This is a genomic window from Leucobacter allii (assembly GCF_022919155.1).
In the GTDB taxonomy this organism is placed as follows: domain Bacteria; phylum Actinomycetota; class Actinomycetes; order Actinomycetales; family Microbacteriaceae; genus Leucobacter; species Leucobacter allii.
Map to the genome: position 1 here is coordinate 2,333,877 of NZ_CP095045.1, position 20,429 is coordinate 2,354,305.

Here is a 20,429-nt window from a genome sequence, read left to right on the forward strand (position 1 = left end):
CCTACGGGGCCGCGGATCGCGCGTATGCGGGGTTGATTTCCCAGCGGCGCAGCGGCTATGCCCGAGACGCGCCGCGGCCCCGTCCTCGCTCCGCTCAGTCCTCGGGGAGGGCGGCGTCGGAGCCGATCACGATGCCGGTGCGGAGCTCGGCGAGCAGGGCGATGACGGCGGCGGCCGTCGCCGTGTCCGGCACCCGCTCGCTCGCCGCCGTCTCCCCCGGGCCGACCTTGATGCCCAGGTCGTCCGGCCCGAGCACGCGGAAGACGTCCTCATCGGTCACGTCGTCGCCGAGGAAGAGCACCGGCGCCTCCGGCAGCGCGTCGCGGATGCGGCGCAGCACCGTCCCCTTGTCGGCGGCGCGCACCGAGAACTCGCGCACCTGCTTCCCCTCGCGCACCTGCAGCCCCTCTGCGGCGCCGAGCTCCACCGCCGCCGCGAGCAGCTCGTCGGCCTGGACCGGATCGGCGACCTCCCGCGTGTGCACCGCGAGCCCGAACGGCTTGCGCTCGAGCCGCACCCCGGCCTCGGGGCCGAAGATCCGCTCGAAGCGCCGCGTCGCCCGCCCGAGCGCGAGCGTCTCGTCCTCCGACAGCGGCGCCGGGGGTTCGCTCTCGAGCCCCGCGAGCTCCGAGCCGTGGGATCCGGAGACGATCCAGCCCTCCGTGCGCAGCCCCGTCTCCGCGAGCCCCGCGAGGGACCGTCCGGTGAGCACGGCGACGCTCACCCCCGGCGACAGGCGCAGCACGTCGATCGCCTGCTGCGCGCGCGGCAGGATCCGCGCGTCCTGCGGCCGTGGGACGATCGGCGCGAGCGTCCCGTCGAAGTCCGTGGCCACGATCAGCGCCGGGGAGGCGGCGAGGCGCCGGATCCGGTCGTCGATGCTGCGCGGCACGAAGGCGGCCGAGACCGCGACGGGCTCGGTACGCGTGCCGCCGACGCCGATCTCCCCCGACTCGGCCGCGGCGCGCACGGCGCCCAGGTAGCCGGCCGCCCAGTGGGCGACGTCGTTGTCGGCGACGGCCCGTCTCAGTGCGTGCATGCGGCGCCGCTGCTCCTCGCGGGGCATGTGCGCCGCGCGCACGATCGCGGCCTTCAGCCCCTCGATGTCGTGCGGATTGACGAGCAGCGCGTCGCGGAGCTCGTCGGCCGCGCCGGCGAACTCGCTGAGCACGAGCACGCCGCGCTCGTCGTCGCGGCACGCCACGTACTCCTTCGCGACGAGGTTCATCCCGTCGCGCAACGGGGTGACGAGCAGCACGTCGGCGGCCAGGTAGAGCGCGACCATCTCGTCCCGGGTGAACCCGCGGTGCAGGTAGTTCAGCGGGGCGCGGCCGATCGTGCCGTGCGCGCCGTTGATGCGGCCGACGGTTCCCTCGACCTCGTCCCTGAGCTGCCGGTACGCGTCGACGCGCTCCCGACTCGGGCTCGCGACCTGCACGAACACGATGTCCGTCGGGTCGAGCTCGCCGTCCTCGAGGAGTTCGTTGAAGGCCTTCAGCCGGTGGCGGATGCCCTTGGTGTAGTCGAGCCGGTCGACCCCGAGCATGACGATGCGCGGGTCGCCGAGATCCGCGCGGATCTCCTTCGCGCGCTCGCGGGTCTCCGGGCGCCTGGCGATCTCGGCGAACGACTCCGCGTCGATGGAGATCGGGAACTCCTGGGCGAGGACGGTGCGCGAGGGCCCGTCTGCCGAGGCGGGGAGGACGATCGTGTTGCCGAGGGCCGGCGCGCGCGTGAAGCGCTCCACCGCCATGCGGAAGGCGACCGCATCGGTGGTCTGCTGGAAGCCGATGACGTCGGCGCCGAGGAGCCCGCGCACCACCTGGCGCCGCCACGGCAACTGGGCGAACAGCCGGCCGGGCGGGAAGGGGATGTGCAGGAAGAAGGCGATCGTGAGGTCGGGCCGCAGCTCGCGGAGCATCGCGGGGACGAGCTGCAGCTGGTAGTCGTGCACCCACACGATGGCCTGCTCCGAGGCCGTCGCCGCGACCTGCTCCGCGAAGCGCTGGTTCACCCGCCGGTAGCGATCCCACCACTCGCGGTGGTACTCGGGCTGGGCGATGACGTCGTGGTAGAGCGGCCACAGCGTCCCGTTCGAGAAGCCCTCGTAGTAGAGCGCGATGTCCTCGGCGCTGAGCTCGATCGGCACGAGCCGCATCGCGCCGAGCTCGAAGGGCTCCACGGCCTCGTCGGCGCTGCCCGCCCAACCCACCCACACGCAGCCGAGCTGCTCCACGATGGGCTGTACGGCAGTGACGAGGCCTCCGGGCGAGGCGCGCCAGGACGTGGATCCGTCATCGTTCGTGACCCGGTCGACCGGCAAGCGGTTCGAGACCATGACGAGCTCGCGCCCGCCGGTCATGTCCTGCATGGCGTTCATCGCACCCCCAGCGGTTTTCACCGCAGTCTATCGAGGGCGGATGTCCGTCGCGTGACGGCGGGATCGCGCCGCGAGTGCGGCGGCGCCCAGCAGCACGAGGATTCCCGCCGCGACGAGCGGGAGCGGGCCGCCGCCGGTGGTCGCGAGCGGCCCCGTCCCGGGAGCGGCACCCGCCGCTCCGTCGGCGCCGCGGGCGTCGGATCCGCCGGTTGCCGCGCCCCCGGCGCCCGATCCGGCGCTCGCATCAGCCTCGGCGCCCGCATCTGCCGCGGCGCCCGAGGCGTCGGCTCCGGCGGCGCTCGTCGCCTCGCAGTGCACCACGTTCGTGAGCGCCCAGACGTTGAGTCCCGCGTCGAGCTCGGCCGACGACGGCAGTTCGCCGGAGGCCGCGCCGCCCGGAGCCGCGGTCACACGGGCGTCCTCCAGGGTGCAGCCGGCGCGCGTGATCTGCACGGTCTCGTCGACCTCGACGAGAGCGCCAGGGGTGTACCCGCCGCGCTCGGCCCCGAACTCGAGCGGGTCGGGCTCGCCATCAGGACCGGTCACGAGCGCCTCCGCATCGATGCCGCTCGGCTGATCCCCGTGGGCGAAGCTCTCGCCATCGACCACCCAGGTCTTATCGACCCGGACGCTGCTCTCGACGGGCACCGGCAGCGCACGGTTGTACATCGTGCAGGTGATCGCCTCGCCCGGGTTGACGGGCACGTCGAAACCGAGCCCGCCGGAGTTCTCCACCGCTACCGAGGCGTCGGTGCCGAGTTCACGGCATACCGCGTTCCTCCCGCCCTGCGTGACGAGCTGATATCCCGCCTGCTGCGTCTCGGCGATGCCCACACGGCCCGCGGCTCCCCCCGTATCCACGGCGAAGGTCACGCTCCCCGTGCCGTCGTCCGCGGTGACGGCCGTCCCCGGGGAGACCGCGGTGCCCGCGTCGTCTCCCGAGGCGGCGAACTCCCAGCCGGCACCGGCCGGCACCGCCCCGCTCACGTCCTCGCCGGCGCGATCCTCCGGCACGATCTGCTTCACCACGGTGAGGCTTCCGGCGCACTGCTGGGTCGCGATCGCCCGGAGCACGTCTCCGGCGTCGGAGAACTCGGGGATCTGGAAGTGGTCGGCGGTCGCCGCGTTCGCGCCGTCGAACGCCACCGGCCCGGAGATCGCGGCCAGATTGAGGCTCGTGATCCCCTCGACGCCCTTGCCGATGCCGAAGGAGACGACGCGCGTCCCCTCGGCCTTCAGCGCGTTGGCGGAGAAGACGGCGGCCTCCACGTCGGTGAGGTGCGTATTGCCGCCGTCGCCGTGCAGCCCCGCATCGCCGCCCCAGCGCGTCGGGTTCCCATCGGTGAGCACGATCGCGACATCGTAGGCCTCGTCGGCCGCCGTCACGGTCTGCAGCGCGTCGTCCCAGTTGGTCCCGCGACCGAGGGACCAGTCCGCGTACCAGGACTTGACCTCCTCCGCCCCGGCGTCGGTCGAGATCGGCAGGAGCCCCGGGTGGTTCTCGCTCACGCCCCCGGCGGTCTGCTCGCTCGGGGACTGCGCGGAGAAGCTGAAGAGGCCCATCCGGGAGGGCGTGCCTGCGAGCGCGTCGACGAGCGCGTCGGCGGCCGACTTCAGGCCGGAGAGGGCAGAGCCGACGGAGGCCGAGAGGTCGAAGACGAGCGCGACGTCGATGCCGCAGGCCTCGGGAAGCGCGGGATTCGCGCGCGAGTTCTGCCAGACCCCGTTCGAGCGGGTGCTCAGCGAGTTGCTCGAGCTGTACATGAACTCGCGGGTGGAGCGATAGGCCGTGCCGTCCACGAGCACCGGCGTCTCGAAGGCGTAGGGGCTCTCCTCCGAGGTGCTGTTGCTGCCCGGACCGGTGCGCAGCGCGGCGTTCATCTCCCAGCCGGGCGGGGCGGAGATCTGCCGCACCCACGCGGTCGACCCGAGCAGCTCCTGCGGCACCGCCATGGTGCAGGTTCCGGCCGCATCCGACGCGCAGCTCGCCGCCGGCTCGACGGCGTCGGCGGTCGCGTAGAGTCTCAGCTCCGCACCCGCGAGTCCGCCGACCACCGTGTCGGAGACCCGGTCACCGCCGACGCTGACCACGATCGTCGCCGCGCTGTCGACCGCCGCCGCCGGCGGTGCCGTCCAGCCCGGCAGCGCGATGATCCCGACCACCGCCGCCGCGATGCCGATGCGCGCGATTCCCCTGCTGCGTCGTTCGATCCCCATGCGGCCAAGACTAGGGAGGTCGGGGCCGCCGCGGCAAGCGAGTGCTCCGGATCGATCGGTGCAGCCGCCCGGCCGGGAGCCGAAGCGCCGGACATCGGTCTTCGGTCTTCGGTCTTCGGTCTTCGGTCTTCGAAGCATCGAACGTTCGGAACCGCGCGCGACACGGCCGGATTCCGGCCCGGTTTTCGTGTTTGGCCCCCGAAGCGCTAGAGTATTCCTTGCGTGAAAAACGCAATCGGGATGTGGCGCAGCTTGGTAGCGCACGTCGTTCGGGACGACGGGGTCGCAGGTTCAAATCCTGTCATCCCGACCACGAAGCCGCGGAAACCTCAGGGTTTCCGCGGCTTTTTCGGTTCCGCGGCCCTCCGGTTCCCCGCTCCCCACCCCTGCACCCGCACCCCTGCACTCGCACCCACTCCGCTGCCCCGCTCCCGCCCCACCCCATCCCATCCCCGATCCTGGATCCGGGTCGCTCCGGCAGGGTCGGAGCCAGCGGCACCCTGCCGGAGCGACCCGGATCGGGGAACCGGCGGGGCGAGCGCCACCAGCACCCTGCGGCGGTGGCCCGGATTTGGGGGGGTGGGGTGGGGTGGGCGGGCAGGGTTGGGCACCGTGCGGGCTACCGGGTCACCGGCTCACGGCCGGATCAACCCGGATCCTCCCAGGCCCCGAGCAACCCGGAGCGACCCGGATCAACCCAGACCCCGACCACCCTGAGTGACCCGGATCAACCCAGATCAGCCCAGACTCCGAGCAACTCGGAGCGACCCGGATCAACCCAGACCCGGATCAACCCGGATCAACCCGGACCCGGAGCAACCCAGGGCGACCCGGAACACCCCGGACCCGGACCGGAGAGGGGACGGGGCCGGACGGACTCGGAGGCCACTCAGACGGTGAGCGTGGCGAGCAGCGCGCCGATGCGATCCCCCCAGGCGCCGCGGAGGCTCTGGGTGCCGACGGGGTCGTCGGCCCCGTCTGCGGCCCGATCCACCACCCGGAGCACCGCGAGTGCGGCGAATTCGCTCTCCGCGACCGTCGAGGTGCCGCGCTGCTGCACCTCGACCGCCCACAGCTCCGGCACCTCGGCCGCGGCGACGCCCGTGCCGGCGACCCGCACCGAGGGATCCCGTTCGCTCTCGGCGCCCTCGGCGTCCTGCACGAACTCGCGGCTGCCGGTCCCGCCGTGCGCGATCGTGGAGGCGAGCACGGCGCGGAACACCGGATCGCCGATGGCGTCGCTCGCCCACCGCGTCCCGAGCACGCCGTGCTCCATCGTGCCCACGAGGAACTCCTCCCCCGCCTCCAGCGGGGCGCCGCGATAGCTGAGCGGCACGTGGTAGACCGTGTCGTCGCCCGCGGTGCAGAGATGCCCCTCAATGCCGACCGCCCCCTCGGGATCGTCGAAGCGGTAGGCGCCGATCGCCTCGAGGCGCGCGGGATCGCCGCTGAACCACGGCTGCGCGGGGAGCCAGGCGGCGAGCAGCTCGTACTTCGACGGGGTCAGCGTGGTCCGGTGGATGATCGACATGGTCCGAGCATACGCCTCACACCCCGGAGCCGCCCGGGCCGGCTGCCGGCTGCCGGCCCCCGCACTGTTCGCCCACGGCCGAGGGCGAACGCACCACGGCCCCGCATCGCCGGAGATCTGCCGGAGCGATGCGGGGCCGTGGCGGCGGCGCGCCCCGACGCCGGAGCGCCGGACCGCGGTCGCGGCGCGACTACTTCTGGTTCTTCAGGCGCGACGCGGCACGGGCGCGCAGCGAGGCGTCCAGCTCGACCTTGCGGATGCGCACCGCTTCGGGCGTCACCTCGACGCACTCGTCCTCGCGGGCGAACTCGAGGCACTCCTCGAGCGTGAGCTGCCGCGGCGGCGTCATCGACTCGAAGGAGTCCGCGGTGGAGGAGCGCATGTTGGTGAGCTTCTTCTCCTTGGTGATGTTCACGTCCATGTCCTCGGAGCGCGAATTCTCACCGATCACCATGCCCTCGTAGACCTCGGCCGTCGGCTGCACGAAGAACGTCATGCGCTCCTGCAGGTTGATGATCGAGAACGGGGTCACCACGCCGGCGCGGTCGGCGACGATCGAACCGTTGTTGCGGGTCACGATCGCACCGGCCCACTCGTCGTAGCCGTGCGAGATCGCGTTCGCGATGCCGGTGCCGCGGGTCGTGGTCAAGAACTCCGAGCGGAAGCCGATGAGCCCGCGCGACGGCACGATGAACTCCATGCGCACCCATCCGGTGCCGTTGTTCACCATGTTCTCCATGCGGCCCTTGCGCGCCGCGAGCAGCTGCGTGATCGCGCCGAGGTGCTCCTCGGGCGTATCGATCGTGAGGTGCTCGTACGGCTCGTGCGTCTTGCCGCCCACCTCCTTCGTCACCACCTGGGGCTTGCCGACGGTGAGCTCGAAGCTCTCGCGCCGCATGTTCTCGACGAGGATCGCGAGCGCGAGCTCGCCGCGGCCCTGGACCTCCCACGCGTCGGGGCGCTCGGTGTTCAGCACCCGCAGCGACACGTTGCCGATCAGCTCGCGGTCGAGGCGGTCCTTGATCATGCGGGCGGTGAGCTTGTGGCCCTTCACCTTGCCGACGAGCGGCGAGGTGTTCGCACCGATGGTCATCGAGATGGCGGGCTCGTCGACCGTGATCGTCGGCAGCGGGCGGACGTCCTCGGCGTCGGCGATCGTCTCGCCGATGGTGATGTCCTCGATGCCCGCGATCGCGACGATGTCGCCGGGGCCCGCCTGCTCGGCGGGGTAGCGCGTGAGCGCCTTCGTGAGCATCAGTTCGGTGATCCGCACGTTCTGCACGCTGCCGTCCTGCTTCACCCAGGCGACCGTCTCGCCCTTCTTGATCGTGCCGTGGTGCACGCGGAGCAGCGCGATGCGGCCGAGGAAGGGCGAGGAGTCGAGGTTCGTGACATGCGCCTGCAGCGGGAACTCGTCGTCGTAGGTCGGCGCGGGCACCCGCTCGATGATGGTCTCGAACAGCGGCTCGAGATCCGGGTTGTTCGGCAGCTCGCCGTCGACGGGGCGCTCGTGCGAGGCGGCGCCGGCGCGGCCGGACAGGTACACCGTCGGCACGTCGAGCACGGCGTCAACGTCGATGTCGGGGTTATCCTCGGACAGGTCCGAGGCGAGCCCGAGGAGCAGGTCCTGCGACTCCCCCTCGACCTCCTCGATGCGCGCGTCGGGGCGGTCGGTCTTGTTGACCGCGAGGATCACCGGCAGCTTCGCCTCGAGCGCCTTGCGCAGCACGAAGCGGGTCTGCGGCAGCGGCCCCTCGGAGGCGTCGACGAGCAGCACCACGCCGTCGACCATGGACAGCGCGCGCTCGACCTCGCCGCCGAAGTCGGCGTGGCCCGGGGTGTCGACGACGTTGATGACGATGGGCCCGTTCTTCGCGTGCGCGCCCTCGTAGGTGATGGCCGTGTTCTTGGCCAGGATCGTGATGCCCTTCTCGCGCTCGAGGTCGTTCGAGTCCATGACCCGGTCGTCGACCTCGGCGTGCGCGTCGAAGGAGTTGGTCTGACGGAGCATCGCGTCGACGAGGGTGGTCTTCCCGTGGTCGACGTGTGCGACGATGGCGACGTTGCGGAGGTCTTCGCGGGTGGCGAGAGCCATAGAGGTGAGGTCCTAACGAGACGTACGGAGTGTCGGCACGGCGGGATGCCGGGCACGAAGCGGGATCGCCCCGCGATGGCACCGAAAGACGCCGACGTGCTATTTTAGCGGATTCGGGCCGGGATCGGGTGCAGCGGGCCCGGCGGCGTCGCCCGCCGTCGCCGCGCCCGGGGGCCACCATGCCGGCAGGAGGCGCTCGAGCATGGCGAGCGCGACCTCCGGATCGTGCAGCCCCGGCCCCCGCAGCCACACGGAGATCAGCCCCACGACGCCGTCCGCGACGAAACGGGCGGCCGCCTCCTCGAGCAGCGCCGGTGCGACGTCGGGCTCGTCCAGCGGGATCCGCAGTCGCGACTGCGCGATGAGCAGCCGCGTCGACGCCTGGAAGTGCTCGCTGAGGAAGCTGTGCAGGGTCGTCCCGACGGAGCCCTCCAGGTTGCGGTAGACCGCGGCGTGCCGCTCGACATGGGCGAAGACCCCGAGCGTCACCTCGCGCAGCGCGGCGGCGACGCCCGCGGGCGCCACGTCGCGCAGATGCGCCTCCCGCAGCGCGTCGAGCTCGACCGCGAGCGCGCGCTGCAGCACCCCTTGCGGCGATCCTCCGTGCTCGTACACCGTCGAACGGTGCACGCCGGCGCGCTCCGCGAGCGCCGTCACGGTCACGCCGTCGATGTCGCCCGAGGCCGCGAGCTCCAGCACGGCGGCGTGCAGCGCGGCGCGCGTGCGCAGTTGCCGCGCATCGACGGGCTCCTCGGTCATGGCACACCTCCTGCTGCGCATCGTAGCGAAAGGGAGTACGCTGAACACTACCCGACAAGTGTCGGTTAGCAAGGTCCCGGACGCCCGTTTCGAGCCGCCCGCGGACATCGGTTCGATGAAGGAGCTCACCCATGGCAACGTACGATGTCGCAGATCGGTCCGCGATCGTCACCGGCGGCGGATCCGGGATCGGGCGGGCGGTCGCCCTCCTGCTCGCGGCGAACGGCGCGCAGGTGGTCGTCGCCGATCTCAAGCAGGAATCGGCCGACGCGGTCGTCGCGGAGATCGTCGCCGCCGGCGGCACCGCCGTCGCGCACGTCGGCAACGTCGCGGACCCGGAGGACGCGGTGGCGGCCGTCGCGGCGGCGGAGCGGCTCGCACCGCTGAAGATCGCGGTCAACAACGCCGGCATCGGCGGGGCGGCCGCCCCGATCGGCGAGTACCCGATCGACAGCTGGCAGAAGGTCATCGAGATCAATCTCAACGCCGTCATGTACGGCATGCACGCCCAGCTGCCCGCGATGGTCGCGAACGGGGGCGGCGCGATCGTGAACATGGCGTCGATCCTCGGCTCCGTGGGCTTCGCGATGTCGTCGGCCTACGTCGCCGCGAAGCACGGCGTGGTGGGCGCCACGAAGAACGCGGCGCTCGAGTACGCCGCGCAGGGCGTACGCGTGAACTCGGTGGGCCCCGGCTTCATCAAGACCCCGCTCGTCGAGGCGAACATGGACGCCGAGGCGCTCGCGTTCCTCGAGGGCAAGCACGCGCTCGGCCGCCTGGGCGACCCCGAGGAGGTCGCGGCGCTCGTCGCGTTCCTCTCCTCGGACGCGGCATCCTTCATCACGGGCAGCTACCACGTCGTCGACGGCGGCTACACCGCGCAGTAGCCGGCATCCGCGTGCGGCTCCGCCCGCTCCCGGCGATCGGGGGCGGGCGGAGCCGCACGCGGGGTGATCGTATATGATCTGGGGATGACCGAGTCCCGCCGCCTCGCCCCGGGGCTGCTCGTCGTCCTCTCCTTCCTCGCGGCCGTCGGTCCGCTCGCCACCGACATGTACCTCGCGTCGTTCACGGACATCGCGGCGGAGCTGCAGGCCCCGCCGTCCTCGGTGCAGCTGACGCTGACCGCGTTCCTCGTCGGCATGGGCGCCGGCCAGCTGCTCCTCGGTCCGCTCTCCGACCAGCTCGGCCGCAGGCCGGTGCTCGTCGCGGCGCTGGCCGTCTTCGCGGCGGCCAGCATCGCACTTGTCTGGTCGCCGAACATCGGCGTCTTCATCGCCCTCCGCCTGGTGCAGGGGCTGTCCGGCGCCGCGGGCGTCGTCGTCTCCCGCGCCATCGCCGTCGACCTCGCGACGGGCGACGCCGCGATCCGCGCGATCAGTCTCATCGCCATGTTCACGGGGCTCGGCCCGCTGCTCGCCCCGCCGCTCGGCGGCGCGATCCTCGTCCTCGGAGACTGGCGCGCCGTCCTCGGCGCCCTCGCGATCCTCGCGACGGCCATGTTCCTCCTCGCCCTCCTGCGGGTCCCGGAATCGCTGCCGCGAGCGCAGCGCAGCGCCGCCGGCATCGCCACCGCCCTGCGCAGCATCCGCGCGCTCCTCGGCGATGCCGGGTTCGTGACGCTCAGCTGCGCCTTCGCGCTCGCCTTCGGAGCGATGCTCGCCTACATCGCCGCCTCCCCCTTCGTCGGGCAGGTCGTGCTCGGCATGCCCCCGCTCGTCTACGCCCTCGGCTTCGCCGCGGGCGCGCTCGCGCTCGTCGCGGGGAACTTCGCGAACGCCCGGCTCGCGGGCCGGGTCAGGCCGACGCGGATGCTCGCCCTCGGAGCCGCGCTGCTGCTCGTCGCCGGGCTCGCGGCGACCGCGCTGACGGCCACCCGGGCGCTCGCGCCGCCGAGCTTCATCGCCTGCGCCTTCGTGCTCTCGGCCGGGGCGAGTCTCATGATGGCCAACGCGAGCGCCCTCGCCCTCGCCCGCTCCGGATCCCACCGCGGCTCGGGGTCGGCCCTGCTCGGCGCCGGCCAGTTCGCCGTCGGCGGCGTCGCGTCGCCGCTCGTGGGCGCCTGGGGCGAGCACACGGCGCTGCCCATGGCGCTCGTCATCCTCGCCGCGGCGCTCCTGAGCGCCACGGCGGTCGCCGTCTCGCTGCGCCGCGGCTGAGACGCGATTGCGGGCGCCGAACACCGCCGAACGCCGCCAGACACCGCCGAACACCGCCAGACACCGCCGAACACCGCGCCCCCGAGACCCCTGCGGGATCCCGGGGGCGCGGCGCGCGTCCGCCGGCGCGCTACACGCCGAGCTCGATGTGCCGGCCGGGGATGGCGGCGAGGAGGTTCTTCGTGTACTCCTGCTGCGGCCGCTCGAACACCTCGTCGGTGCTCGCCTGCTCGACGATCCTCCCCTGCTGCATCACGCACACGCGATCGGCGATGAGCCGGACGACCGCGAGATCGTGGGTGATGAACAGGTAGGTGAGGCCGAGGTCGCGCTGCAGCTCCGCGAGGAGGTCGAGGATCTGCGCCTGCACGAGCACGTCGAGCGCCGAGACGGCCTCGTCGAGCACGAGGATGTCGGGCTTCAGCGCGAGCCCGCGCGCGACCGCGACGCGCTGGCGCTGGCCGCCGGAGAGCTCGTTCGGGTAGCGGCTCGCGAGCTCGCGCGGCAGCGCGACCTGGTCGAGCAGCTCGAGCATGCGGGCCTTCCGGCTCGCCGCGTCGCCGACCCCGTGGATCTTCAGCGGCTCCATGATGGTGTTGCCGATGTTGTGCAGCGGGTCGAGCGACCCGTACGGGTCCTGGAACACGGGCTGCAGCGTGCGACGCAGATCGAACAGCGCGCGGCCCGTGAGCCCCGCCGTCTCCTTGCCCGCGATCTTCACCGATCCGGAGCTGGGCTGCTCGAGCTGCAGCACCATCTTCGCGATGGTGGACTTGCCGGATCCCGACTCCCCCACGAGGGCGAGCGTCTCGCCGCGGTTCACCGTGAAGGAGGCGTCGGCCACCGCGTGGAAGTCCTCGCTGCCGAAGTTGCCCTTGCGCAGCTTGTACACCTTGCCGAGACCGGAGACCTCGATCATCGGCTCGCCCGTCGCGACCTCCTTCTCGCTCGCCGTCTCGGCGACGGCGGCGAGGTCGAAGGACTCGGTGGGGGCGGCCGGCAGCCCGGCGTCGGAGCCGATGCGCCGCGAGGCGAGACTCGGCGCGGCCGACACCAGCCGCTTCGTGTACGGGTGCTGCGGGCGCTGCAGGATCTCCCGGCTCGGGCCGGACTCGACGATGTTGCCCTGGTACATGACGATGAGCTTCTCGGCGCGCTCCGCGGCGAGGCCCAGATCGTGCGTGATGAACACGACCGCGGTGCCGAGCTCGCTCGTCAGGGTCTCCAGGTGGTCGAGCACGACGCGCTGCACCGTCACGTCGAGCGCCGAGGTGGGCTCGTCCGCGATGAGCAGCTGCGGGTTGGCCGAGAGGCCGATGCCGATGAGGGCGCGCTGCTTCATACCGCCCGAGAACTGGTGCGGGAACTGCCGCATCCGCTGCTCGGCGTTCTGCAGCCCGGCCTGCTCGAGGACCTCGACGGCGCGCTCGCGCACGGCCTTCTTGCCGGTGGCGAGCCCGTTCGCGCGGATCGCCTCCTCGACCTGGAAGCCGACGGACCACACCGGATTGAGATTCGACATCGGATCCTGCGGGACCAGCCCGATCTCGCGGCCGCGGATCTCCTCCATGTCGCGCCGGCGGATACCGACGAGCTCTCGCCCGTGCCAGTCGACCGACCCGCCGGTGATGGCGCCCGTCCCCGGGAGGAGGTTGATGACCGCGTGCATCGTGGTCGACTTGCCCGAGCCGGACTCGCCGACGATCGCGACGGTCTCCCCCTCGTGGACGTCGAAGCTGATGCCGTGGAGCACCTCGCGGCGCTCCTTCTTGGAGCCGAACTCGACCCTGAGGTCGCGGACGCTGAGGATCGGCTTGCGCGCTGCGCCTGCGTCGTTCATCGCTGGGCCCTCGCCTTCGGATCGAGCGCATCGCGGACGACCTCGCCGAGCATGACGAAGCCGAGCACGGTGATCGCGAGCGCGAGTGACGGGTAGAGGAGGATCTGCGGGTCGTTGCGCAGGTCGCGCTGGGCGGCGCTGATGTCGTTGCCCCAGCTGATGTACTCCGCCGGCGGCAGGCCGACGCCGAGGAACGACAGCACCGCCTCGGCGACGATCGCCGCCGACAGCGAGATCGTGGTCACGACGATCAGCGGCGCGATCGAGTTGGGCAGCACGTGCTTCACGAGCGTCTTGAAGCGGGAGAGCCCGAGGGCCGTCGACGCCATCACGAAGTCGGAGTTCTTCACTCGCAGGATCTCGGAGCGCAGGATGCGCGCGGAGACCGGCCAGGAGAAGCCGCCGATCGCGAACGCGATGACGAGCGGATTGCGGTACTCCATGAACACCGTCATGACGATGACCCCGGCGAGGATGTAGGGGATCGAGAAGAAGATGTCGCCGATGCGCGAGAGCACCGTGTCCACCCAGCCTCCGAAGAAGCCGGCGAGGGCGCCGGCGATCGTGCCGACCACGAAGGTGATCATGATCACGAGCAGGCCGACGCTCACCGAGGTCGAGGTGCCGTAGATGATGCGCGCGTAGATGTCCTGGCCCTGGGTGTTGAAGCCGAGGACGTGCCCGTCGCTCGGACCCGCCTTCGACAGGTCGAGGTCGGCCGCGCGCGGGTCGACGCTCGTGAACAGCTGCGGGAACAGCGAGACCGCCAGCACGACGAAGATGATCGCCGCGGAGATCCAGAACATCGGCCGGCGCCGCATGTCGCGCCAGGCGTCGAGCCAGAGGTTCGACTTCTTCTCATCGACCGCGACCGCGTCGACGGCGGTCACCGGGGTCTCGTCGAACGGGGCGACGAAGTGCTCGGGTGTCGGGTTCTGCGGCTCAGGCATAGCGGATCCTCGGGTCGAGCACGGCGTAGAGGAGATCGACGATGAGGTTCACGCCGAGGTAGATGAGCACCATGAAGGTGACGAAGGAGACCACGAGCGAGTTGTCGCCCTTGATGATCGCCTGGAACAGCGCGTTGCCGACGCCGGGCACGTTGAAGATGCCCTCCGTCACGGTGGCGCCGACCATCAGGATGCCGAAGTCGGTGGCCGTGTTCGTGATGGTCGGGATCAGGGAGTTGCGCAGCACGTGCACCGGGACGACGCGCCCGCGGCGCAATCCCTTGGCGTAGGCGGTGCGCACGAAGTCCTGGTTCAGGGTGTCGATCACCGAGGCGCGCGTCAGGCGCATGCTCGTCGCGTAGAGGCTCACGCCGAGCACGATGGCCGGGAGCAGCAGATCCTGGATCGGCGCGCCGGAGCCGACGGTCGGGTTGAACCAGCCGAGCTTGATCCCGAGCCCCCACTGCGCGATGAACGCGATCACGAAGATCGGGATGCTCATGAAGAGCAGCGCGATGATGAGGTTGATGTTGTCGAAGAACTTGCCCTTGCGCAGCCCCGAGATCAGGCCGATGCCGATGGCGAGGATCAGTTCGAAGACGATCGCCATCGCCGCGAGCTTGATCGTCACCGGGAAGGTGCGGGCGAGGATCTCGGAGACCGGCTGCCCGGTGAAGCTGACGCCGAAGTCGCCGACGAGCACGCCCTTGAGGTAGAGCAGGTACTGCACGATGAACGGCTGGTCGAGGTGGTACTCGGCCCGGAGCCGCTCGACGACGGTCGGGTCGGGCGTCTTGTCGCCGAACATGGCGAGGATGGGGTCGCCCGGCATGGCGAAGACCATGAAGTAGATGAGGAAGGTGGTGCCCAGGAGGACCGGGATCACCTGGAGGAGTCGGAAGAGGATGTATCTCAGCACGAGACCACGCCCCTCCGTCTGATGATGTGGTGCATGATGCGTATTCTCTCGCAGTTGTGGTGCGATGCAAACCCGACGGGACGTCGCTGTCCTCGCTCCGGCGCGGCCGTTTCGGGCGACTCGGACGCGCGGCGGGCTGCGCGGGTGGGGCGCGCCCGGGCCGGATGAGCCCGGGCACGCGGAAGCCCCGGAACGGATCCGGGGCTTCCGAGTGCGGGGGTTATCCCTTGGTGATCTCGTAGTAGATCGGCACCGAGTTCCAGCCGAACTCGACGTTGTCGACGTTCTCGCTGTAGCCGCCGGTCACGTTCTGGTACCAGAGCGGGAAGGCCGGCAGATCCTCGAGGAGGATCTCCTGCGCCTGCTGGTACTTCGCGTTGGCCGACTCGAGGTCGGTGTCGACCGAGCCCTCCTGGAGCAGCGCGTCGAACTCGGGGTTCGAGTAGTCGCCGTCGTTCGAGGACGCGTTCGTGGCGTACAACGGCCCGAGGAAGTTGAACAGGCCCGGGTAGTCGGCCTGCCAGCCCGTGCGGAACCCGGTCTGGATCGTGCGGTTCGTGACCTCCTCGCGGAGGACGTCGAACTTCGCGTAGGGCTTGCCGGCGACGTCGATGCCGAGCACGCTCGAGGCGCTGTTCGCGACCGCGTCGACCCAGGCCTGGTGCCCGCCGTCGGAGTTGTAGGAGATCTCGAGGGTGCCGGACCAGGGCGAGATGGCGTCGGCCTCGGCCCACAGCTTCTTCGCCTCCTCCTCGTTGAACTCGAGCACCTCGGCGCCCGCGAGGGAGTCGGTCCAGCCGTCGATGACGGGCGAGGTGAAGTCGCTCGCCACAGTGCGGGTGCCGTCGAAGATCTTGTCGACGATCTGCTCGCGGTTGATGGACATCGAGAGGGCCTTGCGGCGCAGGTCGCCCTCTTCGCCCGACCAGTGCTCGAGGCGCTCGGGGATGGTGAAGGACTGGAAGATGGCCGCGGCCTGGTTGACCGCGCGGTCTCCGAGGTCGCTCTCGAAGTTCGCGAGCTGGGTCTCGGGGATCTGGTCGACGACATCGACGTTGTTCGCGAGCAGGTCGGCGTAGGAGGCGTCCTGCGTCGCGTAGAACTTGATCGTCACGCCGCCGTTCTGGGGCACGCGGGGGCCGTTGTAGTCCTCGTTGACGACGAGCTCGATCTGCTCGTCGTGCTGCCAGGCGCCCTCGCCGGCGAGCTTGTACGGCCCGTTGACGACGGGGTTCTCGCCCTGCGCGTCCATGTCCTCGAAGGCCGAGTCGGGCAGCGGGTAGAACGCCGAGTAGCCCAGGCGCAGCGGGAAGTCCGAGGCGGCCTTGTTGAGCTTGACGGTGAAGGTGGTGTCGTCGACGACGGTGAGGCCGGAGAGCTCCTCGACGTCCTCTTCGTAGCTGAAGCCCTCGATGTCCTCGAAGAAGTAGCTGTTGAGCTGCGCGTTGGCCGCGTTGGCGCCGTAGTTCCACGCCTTGACGAAGTTCTCCGCCTTGACGGGGGTGCCGTCGGTGAAGGTGGCGTCGTCGCGGATCTTGATCGTGTAGGTGATCGCGTCGTCGGACTCGATCGACTCGGCGATGTCGTTGTGGGGCGCACCGTCGGCGTCGTAGTAGACGAGACCCGCGAAGATCAGGTCCAGGATCTTCCCGCCGCCGACCTCGTTGGTGTTGGTGGCGATGAGCGGGTTCTGGGGTTCCGACCCGTTCGTCGTGATGATGGCGCTGCTGTCGCCGCCTCCGGCATCCGTGCCTCCGCCGCTCGACGAGCAGCCGGAGAGCGCGAGTGCGCCGGCAGCGGCGAGGGCGACGACGCCCGTACCGATCCGTGATCGCTTCACTTTACTTTCCTCCTTCGAGATCCCGACGCTGGCGCAGACGTCGCGCGGGCGGTCCGGGATCGCAGATGCATACGACGTGCAGCCTATCGAAGCCGCCGACGGCGGACCGGGCTTTCGGGGCCTCCGTGATCCCTTCGTGACTCACCTCTGTAGGTCTCCGAGAATTCCGAGCGGCACGTCGCCGCGGCTTTTGTGCCCGAACGACATTGCTGCAGGGATCCAGCGATACGCTGGGGCGATGATCGACCCCACCGCGCCCCGGCAGTCGGACGGCGGGCTCCGCGACGAGAACCGCACGCCGCTCCGCGCGCCGCTCCGCGCGGCGCTCCGCTCCCGGCTCCGCTGGGAGATCGTCGTCGTGCTCTCGCTCTCCCTCGGCGCCTCGGCCGTCTACGCGGTCGTCGCCATCGTCGAGCGCCTCAGCCGCGACACGGCGCTCGCCGAGCAGACGGCCACGCTCAACACCTCGGCCTCCGAGCGCCCCTGGTTCGACCTCGTGTACCAGCTGCTCTCCTTCGGCTTCGGGCTCGCCCCGGTGGCGCTCGTGGTCTTCCTGCTCTGGCGCGCCCGTCGCCCGCACCTCGGTGCGCTCGGACTCGGCGCGCCGCCCGGCGGCGGTCGTTGGAGGTGGCTGCGCGAGAGCGGCGGCGGCGTCCTGCTCGCCGCGACGATCGGGATCCCCGGACTCGCGTTCTACCTCTTCGCGAAGGGGATCGGGATCAACGTCACCGTCGTGCCCGCTGCGCTCGACGCGTACTGGTGGACCGTCCCCGTGCTCGTGCTGCAGGCGCTCAAGGCGGCGCTGCTCGAGGAGCTCATCGTGGTGGGGTATCTGTTCGATCGCTTCCGGCGACTCGGCGTCGGTCCGCTCGCGACCATCGTCACGAGCGCGCTGCTGCGCGGCAGCTATCACCTCTACCAGGGCTTCGGAGGATTCCTCGGCAATGTGGTGATGGGGCTCGTGTTCGGCTGGGCCTACCGGCGCTGGGGGCGCGCGCTCCCGCTCGTCGTGGCGCACTGGATCCTCGACATCGTGAGCTTCGCGGGCTACGCGCTCGCGATGGCGTGGTGGCCCCAGCTGTTCGGCTCGCCCGCGATCTGATCGCGCTCGGCCGATGCCGCGTTCCGGTCGCCGCTACCTGATCGTCTGCACCCAGGCGTCGACGAGTCCCCAGATCTCGTCGTAGACCTCGGGGGTCTCCGCGCAGCGGGTCGCGGGCTTCAGCACGGTGTAGCCGCCCGCCGCGGTGCGCGTGGCGCCCCACTGCTGGCGCATCTCCGCACAGGAGTCCGGGAAGGACTCCAGCAGATCCGAGGTGAGCACGAGGTTCTCACCGGTGATGTTGTAGCTGGTCGACCCGAACCGTGTCGAGAGGTCCGAGGTCACCCCCCACTGCGTGATGGCCATCGTCATCGTCTGCCCGACCTCCACCTGCGGCGGGCCGTCCGCCGGGTCCTCCTCTTCGGGGTCCTCCGAGGGCTCGGGAGCGGGCGCGGGCGCGGTGGTCGTCGGCGGCGCCTGGGTCGCGGTGGGCGCGGGCGTCGCCGCCTCGTCCGCGCCGCCGGCGCGGACGAGGTTCACGACGACGATCGAGGCGACGATCGCGAGCACCGCGACGATGCCCACGACGATCCACGGGGCCGCGGGAGCGGCCCCGGCGCGGCGCTCGCGGGGCGGCCGTCCGTCCCGTTTGCCGGCCGGGAGCTGCGCCGTGCGCACGCGCTCCGCCTGCTCCTGGGCGAGGCGCTGCCGCGCGGGGACGGGCTCCGCGATCGGCGTCGTATCGTCCTCGCGAGGCCCGAACAGCTCCTCGAATGGGTCTCTAGTCACCGTTCCACCCTAACCGCCATGCCGAGCGGCGCCGGACGCCCGGCTCATGGCGCCGCCCGCTCGGAGGAAACGCACAGCGCGGCCATGGCGTCGATATGGGGGGCGTCGGTGCCGCAGCAGCCGCCGAAGACGCGGGCCGCAGGGGCGAGCGCGCGGAGCGCGAGCTCGGCCTCGGCGAAGGCCTGCGGGGCGTCGCCGGCCCCCTCGTCGCCGTGGTGCGCCGCGTTCAGGCGGAAGCCCGTGAGCCGTCCGAGGGCGGCCGATCCCGCGTCGCGGGCGAGCCCGGCTGCGACCTCCGCCGGGTGGGCGCAGTTGACGAGGAAGCCCTCGGCGGCGCCGGCGGTCGCCCCGTCGACGGCGGCGATGGCCTCGGCGATCGTGCTGCCGTCGGCCAGCACGCCCTCGGGTCCGACCGCGAAGGACACGCGGACGGGCACGCGGGCGGCGACGGCGGCCCGCACGACGCCGATCGCCTCGGCGGCGTCGAGCATCGTCACCCCGGTGACTCGATCCGCTCCGGCCTCGGCGAGGGCGCGGATCTGCGGGTCGTGGTAGCGCTGCGCGTCCTCCGCCGTCATGCGCTCCCCCGCGACGAAGTCGTCGAAGCGCGGGCCGACGCAGCCGTTGACGATCGTCTCGGGCCCGGCGGCCTCGGCGTCGAGCAGCGTGCGCACGAGCGCCACCGCGTCCGCGTTGGCCCGATCGAGGGCCGGGGCGTCGACTCCGAGCCTCGCGCCCCAATCGGGGTTCGCCCGCCACGTCGGCGTGTCCAGGACGAGCGGGAGTCCGTGCCGCGCCGCGATCTCGATGAAGGGACGGTAGTAGTCCCGCAGGGCCTCGCGCCCCTCCCCCGTCTCGAGCAGCACGAAGGCCGCGAACTCCGGCAGCACCTGGCCCAGCCGCTCCTCGAGCGCGGTCTCGATGCCGCCGTCGGCGAGCGCCGTGCCGTCGGCGAGCGCGGTGCCGTCGTCGATCCGCGCGGTGCCGCGGGACGGCGCGCTCTCGACGCCTCCGGGGCCGGCCGACTCGGCGCGCGGAACGCCCGCCGCGACCCCCGGATGCGTCCTCGCGGCGGCGGGATCCTCCGCCGCCGCGGTCCGTCCGGACTCCGAGACGAGCGCCGCACGGATGCCCTCCCGGCGCGCGGCGAAGCCCGCGACGCGCTCGTGATGCCTGGACATCACCCCGGCGTCGCGGAGCGCGAGCGTGCCGGGGTCGCCGCGTTCGATGCCCGCGTTCCAGCGCGCGTCGATGAGCGCCATCCGCGCGTCGACGGCCGCGAGCAGCTCGAGCGGTTCGACGTCCCCGTAGGCGCGCGCGGCGAGCGCGAGCCTCCGCGCGGCGTCGGGAGCCGGCAACTCGCGCAGCAGGGGGATCCCCGACCAGCACAGGAAGGCCAGGTCGTCGATCGGCCGCCCCGGGCCGGCGCGATCCCAGTCGATCATGCCCGCGAACTCGCCGTCGCGCAGCACCCAGTTGTAGAGGCCCGGGTCGTTGTGGCAGATCACCTCGTCCGCGCCGAGTTCCTGCTCGCCCTGGCGCCAGAGCGCTCGGCCGGGACGGAAGTCTCGGGCCGCCTCGTGGAAGCGGCGCAGCCAGCCGGCGGCCGCGACGAGCGCCGCGTCGGACGCGGCGTCGACCTCGGGGTCGAGCGTCTCGCCGGGGAGATACTCGAGGATCTCACGGCCCTCCTCGTCGATGCCGAGGACGGCGGGCACGCCGTCCAGGCCGCGCGCGGCGAGGTGGGCGAGGAGGGCGTGCACCGCGGGGGTCCACGGGCCCGTGGGCCGGAGGACCCGCGCGCGGCCCCGCGCGTCCGTCACCCGCCACACGCCGCCCGAGCCCCCGGGGAGAAATTCGCTGTCCATGCTTCGACCGTACCGGAGCCGGCGCCCGGGAGCCGGGAAC

At 71.6% G+C, this 20,429-nt stretch carries 14 protein-coding genes and 1 tRNA gene; 4 read left to right on the plus strand and 11 right to left on the minus strand.

Annotated features, from left to right (window positions below; genetic code table 11):
• Nucleotides 1-94: 94 nt before the first annotated feature.
• A complete protein-coding gene (locus tag MUN78_RS10855; protein WP_244689805.1) occupies nucleotides 95-2,380 on the minus strand; it encodes a bifunctional alpha,alpha-trehalose-phosphate synthase (UDP-forming)/trehalose-phosphatase in 2,286 nt (761 codons plus the stop codon).
• 27 nt (nucleotides 2,381-2,407) lie between these two features.
• Complete coding sequence (locus tag MUN78_RS10860; RefSeq protein ID WP_244726396.1) at nucleotides 2,408-4,597, minus strand: vWA domain-containing protein; 2,190 nt, start codon at nucleotides 4,595-4,597, stop codon at nucleotides 2,408-2,410.
• Between the two features lie 236 nt (nucleotides 4,598-4,833).
• On the opposite strand from MUN78_RS10860, the gene MUN78_RS10865 reads away from it, so the two are divergent.
• A tRNA-Pro gene (locus MUN78_RS10865) sits at nucleotides 4,834-4,910 on the plus strand.
• Between the two features lie 576 nt (nucleotides 4,911-5,486).
• Here the strand turns inward: MUN78_RS10865 and MUN78_RS10870 are convergent.
• From MUN78_RS10870 to MUN78_RS10880, 3 genes are all read right to left on the minus strand, one after another.
• Nucleotides 5,487-6,128 carry a CG0192-related protein gene (locus tag MUN78_RS10870; RefSeq protein WP_244726398.1) on the minus strand — a complete coding sequence of 214 codons (642 nt, stop codon included), beginning with the start codon at nucleotides 6,126-6,128 and terminating at the stop codon, nucleotides 5,487-5,489.
• A gap of 190 nt (nucleotides 6,129-6,318) precedes the next feature.
• On the minus strand, nucleotides 6,319-8,223 hold the full coding sequence (gene typA / locus MUN78_RS10875; RefSeq protein WP_244726400.1) for a translational GTPase TypA: 1,905 nt from the start codon (nucleotides 8,221-8,223) through the stop codon (nucleotides 6,319-6,321).
• A gap of 99 nt (nucleotides 8,224-8,322) precedes the next feature.
• Nucleotides 8,323-8,982 (minus strand): TetR/AcrR family transcriptional regulator, encoded by a 660-nt coding sequence (locus MUN78_RS10880; RefSeq protein ID WP_244726402.1) that lies wholly within the window; start codon nucleotides 8,980-8,982, stop codon nucleotides 8,323-8,325.
• Nucleotides 8,983-9,113: 131 nt separating this feature from the next.
• Between MUN78_RS10880 and MUN78_RS10885 the strand changes: the two genes are divergently transcribed.
• Both MUN78_RS10885 and MUN78_RS10890 read left to right on the plus strand, forming a co-directional pair.
• Nucleotides 9,114-9,869 carry an SDR family NAD(P)-dependent oxidoreductase gene (locus tag MUN78_RS10885; protein ID WP_244689815.1) on the plus strand — a complete coding sequence of 252 codons (756 nt, stop codon included), beginning with the start codon at nucleotides 9,114-9,116 and terminating at the stop codon, nucleotides 9,867-9,869.
• Between the two features lie 84 nt (nucleotides 9,870-9,953).
• Nucleotides 9,954-11,141: a multidrug effflux MFS transporter gene (locus MUN78_RS10890; RefSeq protein WP_244726404.1), complete on the plus strand. Its 1,188-nt coding sequence runs from the start codon at nucleotides 9,954-9,956 to the stop codon at nucleotides 11,139-11,141.
• A gap of 130 nt (nucleotides 11,142-11,271) precedes the next feature.
• On the opposite strand, the gene MUN78_RS10895 is transcribed toward MUN78_RS10890, so the two are convergent.
• The 4 genes from MUN78_RS10895 to MUN78_RS10910 form a co-directional block, all read right to left on the minus strand.
• Nucleotides 11,272-12,981, minus strand: a complete 1,710-nt coding sequence (locus MUN78_RS10895; RefSeq protein WP_244726405.1) for a dipeptide ABC transporter ATP-binding protein — start codon at nucleotides 12,979-12,981, stop codon at nucleotides 11,272-11,274.
• On the minus strand, nucleotides 12,978-13,931 hold the full coding sequence (locus MUN78_RS10900; RefSeq protein WP_244689820.1) for an ABC transporter permease: 954 nt from the start codon (nucleotides 13,929-13,931) through the stop codon (nucleotides 12,978-12,980). Before MUN78_RS10900 ends, MUN78_RS10895 begins: the two co-directional genes overlap by 4 nt.
• Nucleotides 13,924-14,850: an ABC transporter permease gene (locus tag MUN78_RS10905; protein ID WP_244726407.1), complete on the minus strand. Its 927-nt coding sequence runs from the start codon at nucleotides 14,848-14,850 to the stop codon at nucleotides 13,924-13,926. Before MUN78_RS10905 ends, MUN78_RS10900 begins: the two co-directional genes overlap by 8 nt.
• A gap of 220 nt (nucleotides 14,851-15,070) precedes the next feature.
• Nucleotides 15,071-16,690: a peptide ABC transporter substrate-binding protein gene (locus MUN78_RS10910; RefSeq protein ID WP_244726409.1), complete on the minus strand. Its 1,620-nt coding sequence runs from the start codon at nucleotides 16,688-16,690 to the stop codon at nucleotides 15,071-15,073.
• Between the two features lie 238 nt (nucleotides 16,691-16,928).
• On the opposite strand from MUN78_RS10910, the gene MUN78_RS10915 reads away from it, so the two are divergent.
• A complete protein-coding gene (locus MUN78_RS10915; RefSeq protein WP_244726411.1) occupies nucleotides 16,929-17,792 on the plus strand; it encodes a CPBP family intramembrane glutamic endopeptidase in 864 nt (287 codons plus the stop codon).
• A gap of 33 nt (nucleotides 17,793-17,825) precedes the next feature.
• Here the strand turns inward: MUN78_RS10915 and MUN78_RS10920 are convergent, their stop codons facing one another.
• Together MUN78_RS10920 and MUN78_RS10925 are read right to left on the minus strand one after the other, a co-directional pair.
• The gene (locus MUN78_RS10920; protein ID WP_244689828.1) at nucleotides 17,826-18,521 is read right to left on the minus strand and encodes a hypothetical protein; all 696 of its coding nucleotides are present in this window, start codon (nucleotides 18,519-18,521) and stop codon (nucleotides 17,826-17,828) included.
• 44 nt (nucleotides 18,522-18,565) lie between these two features.
• Complete coding sequence (locus MUN78_RS10925; protein WP_244726413.1) at nucleotides 18,566-20,389, minus strand: homocysteine S-methyltransferase family protein; 1,824 nt, start codon at nucleotides 20,387-20,389, stop codon at nucleotides 18,566-18,568.
• Between the last annotated feature and the right edge of the window lie 40 nt (nucleotides 20,390-20,429).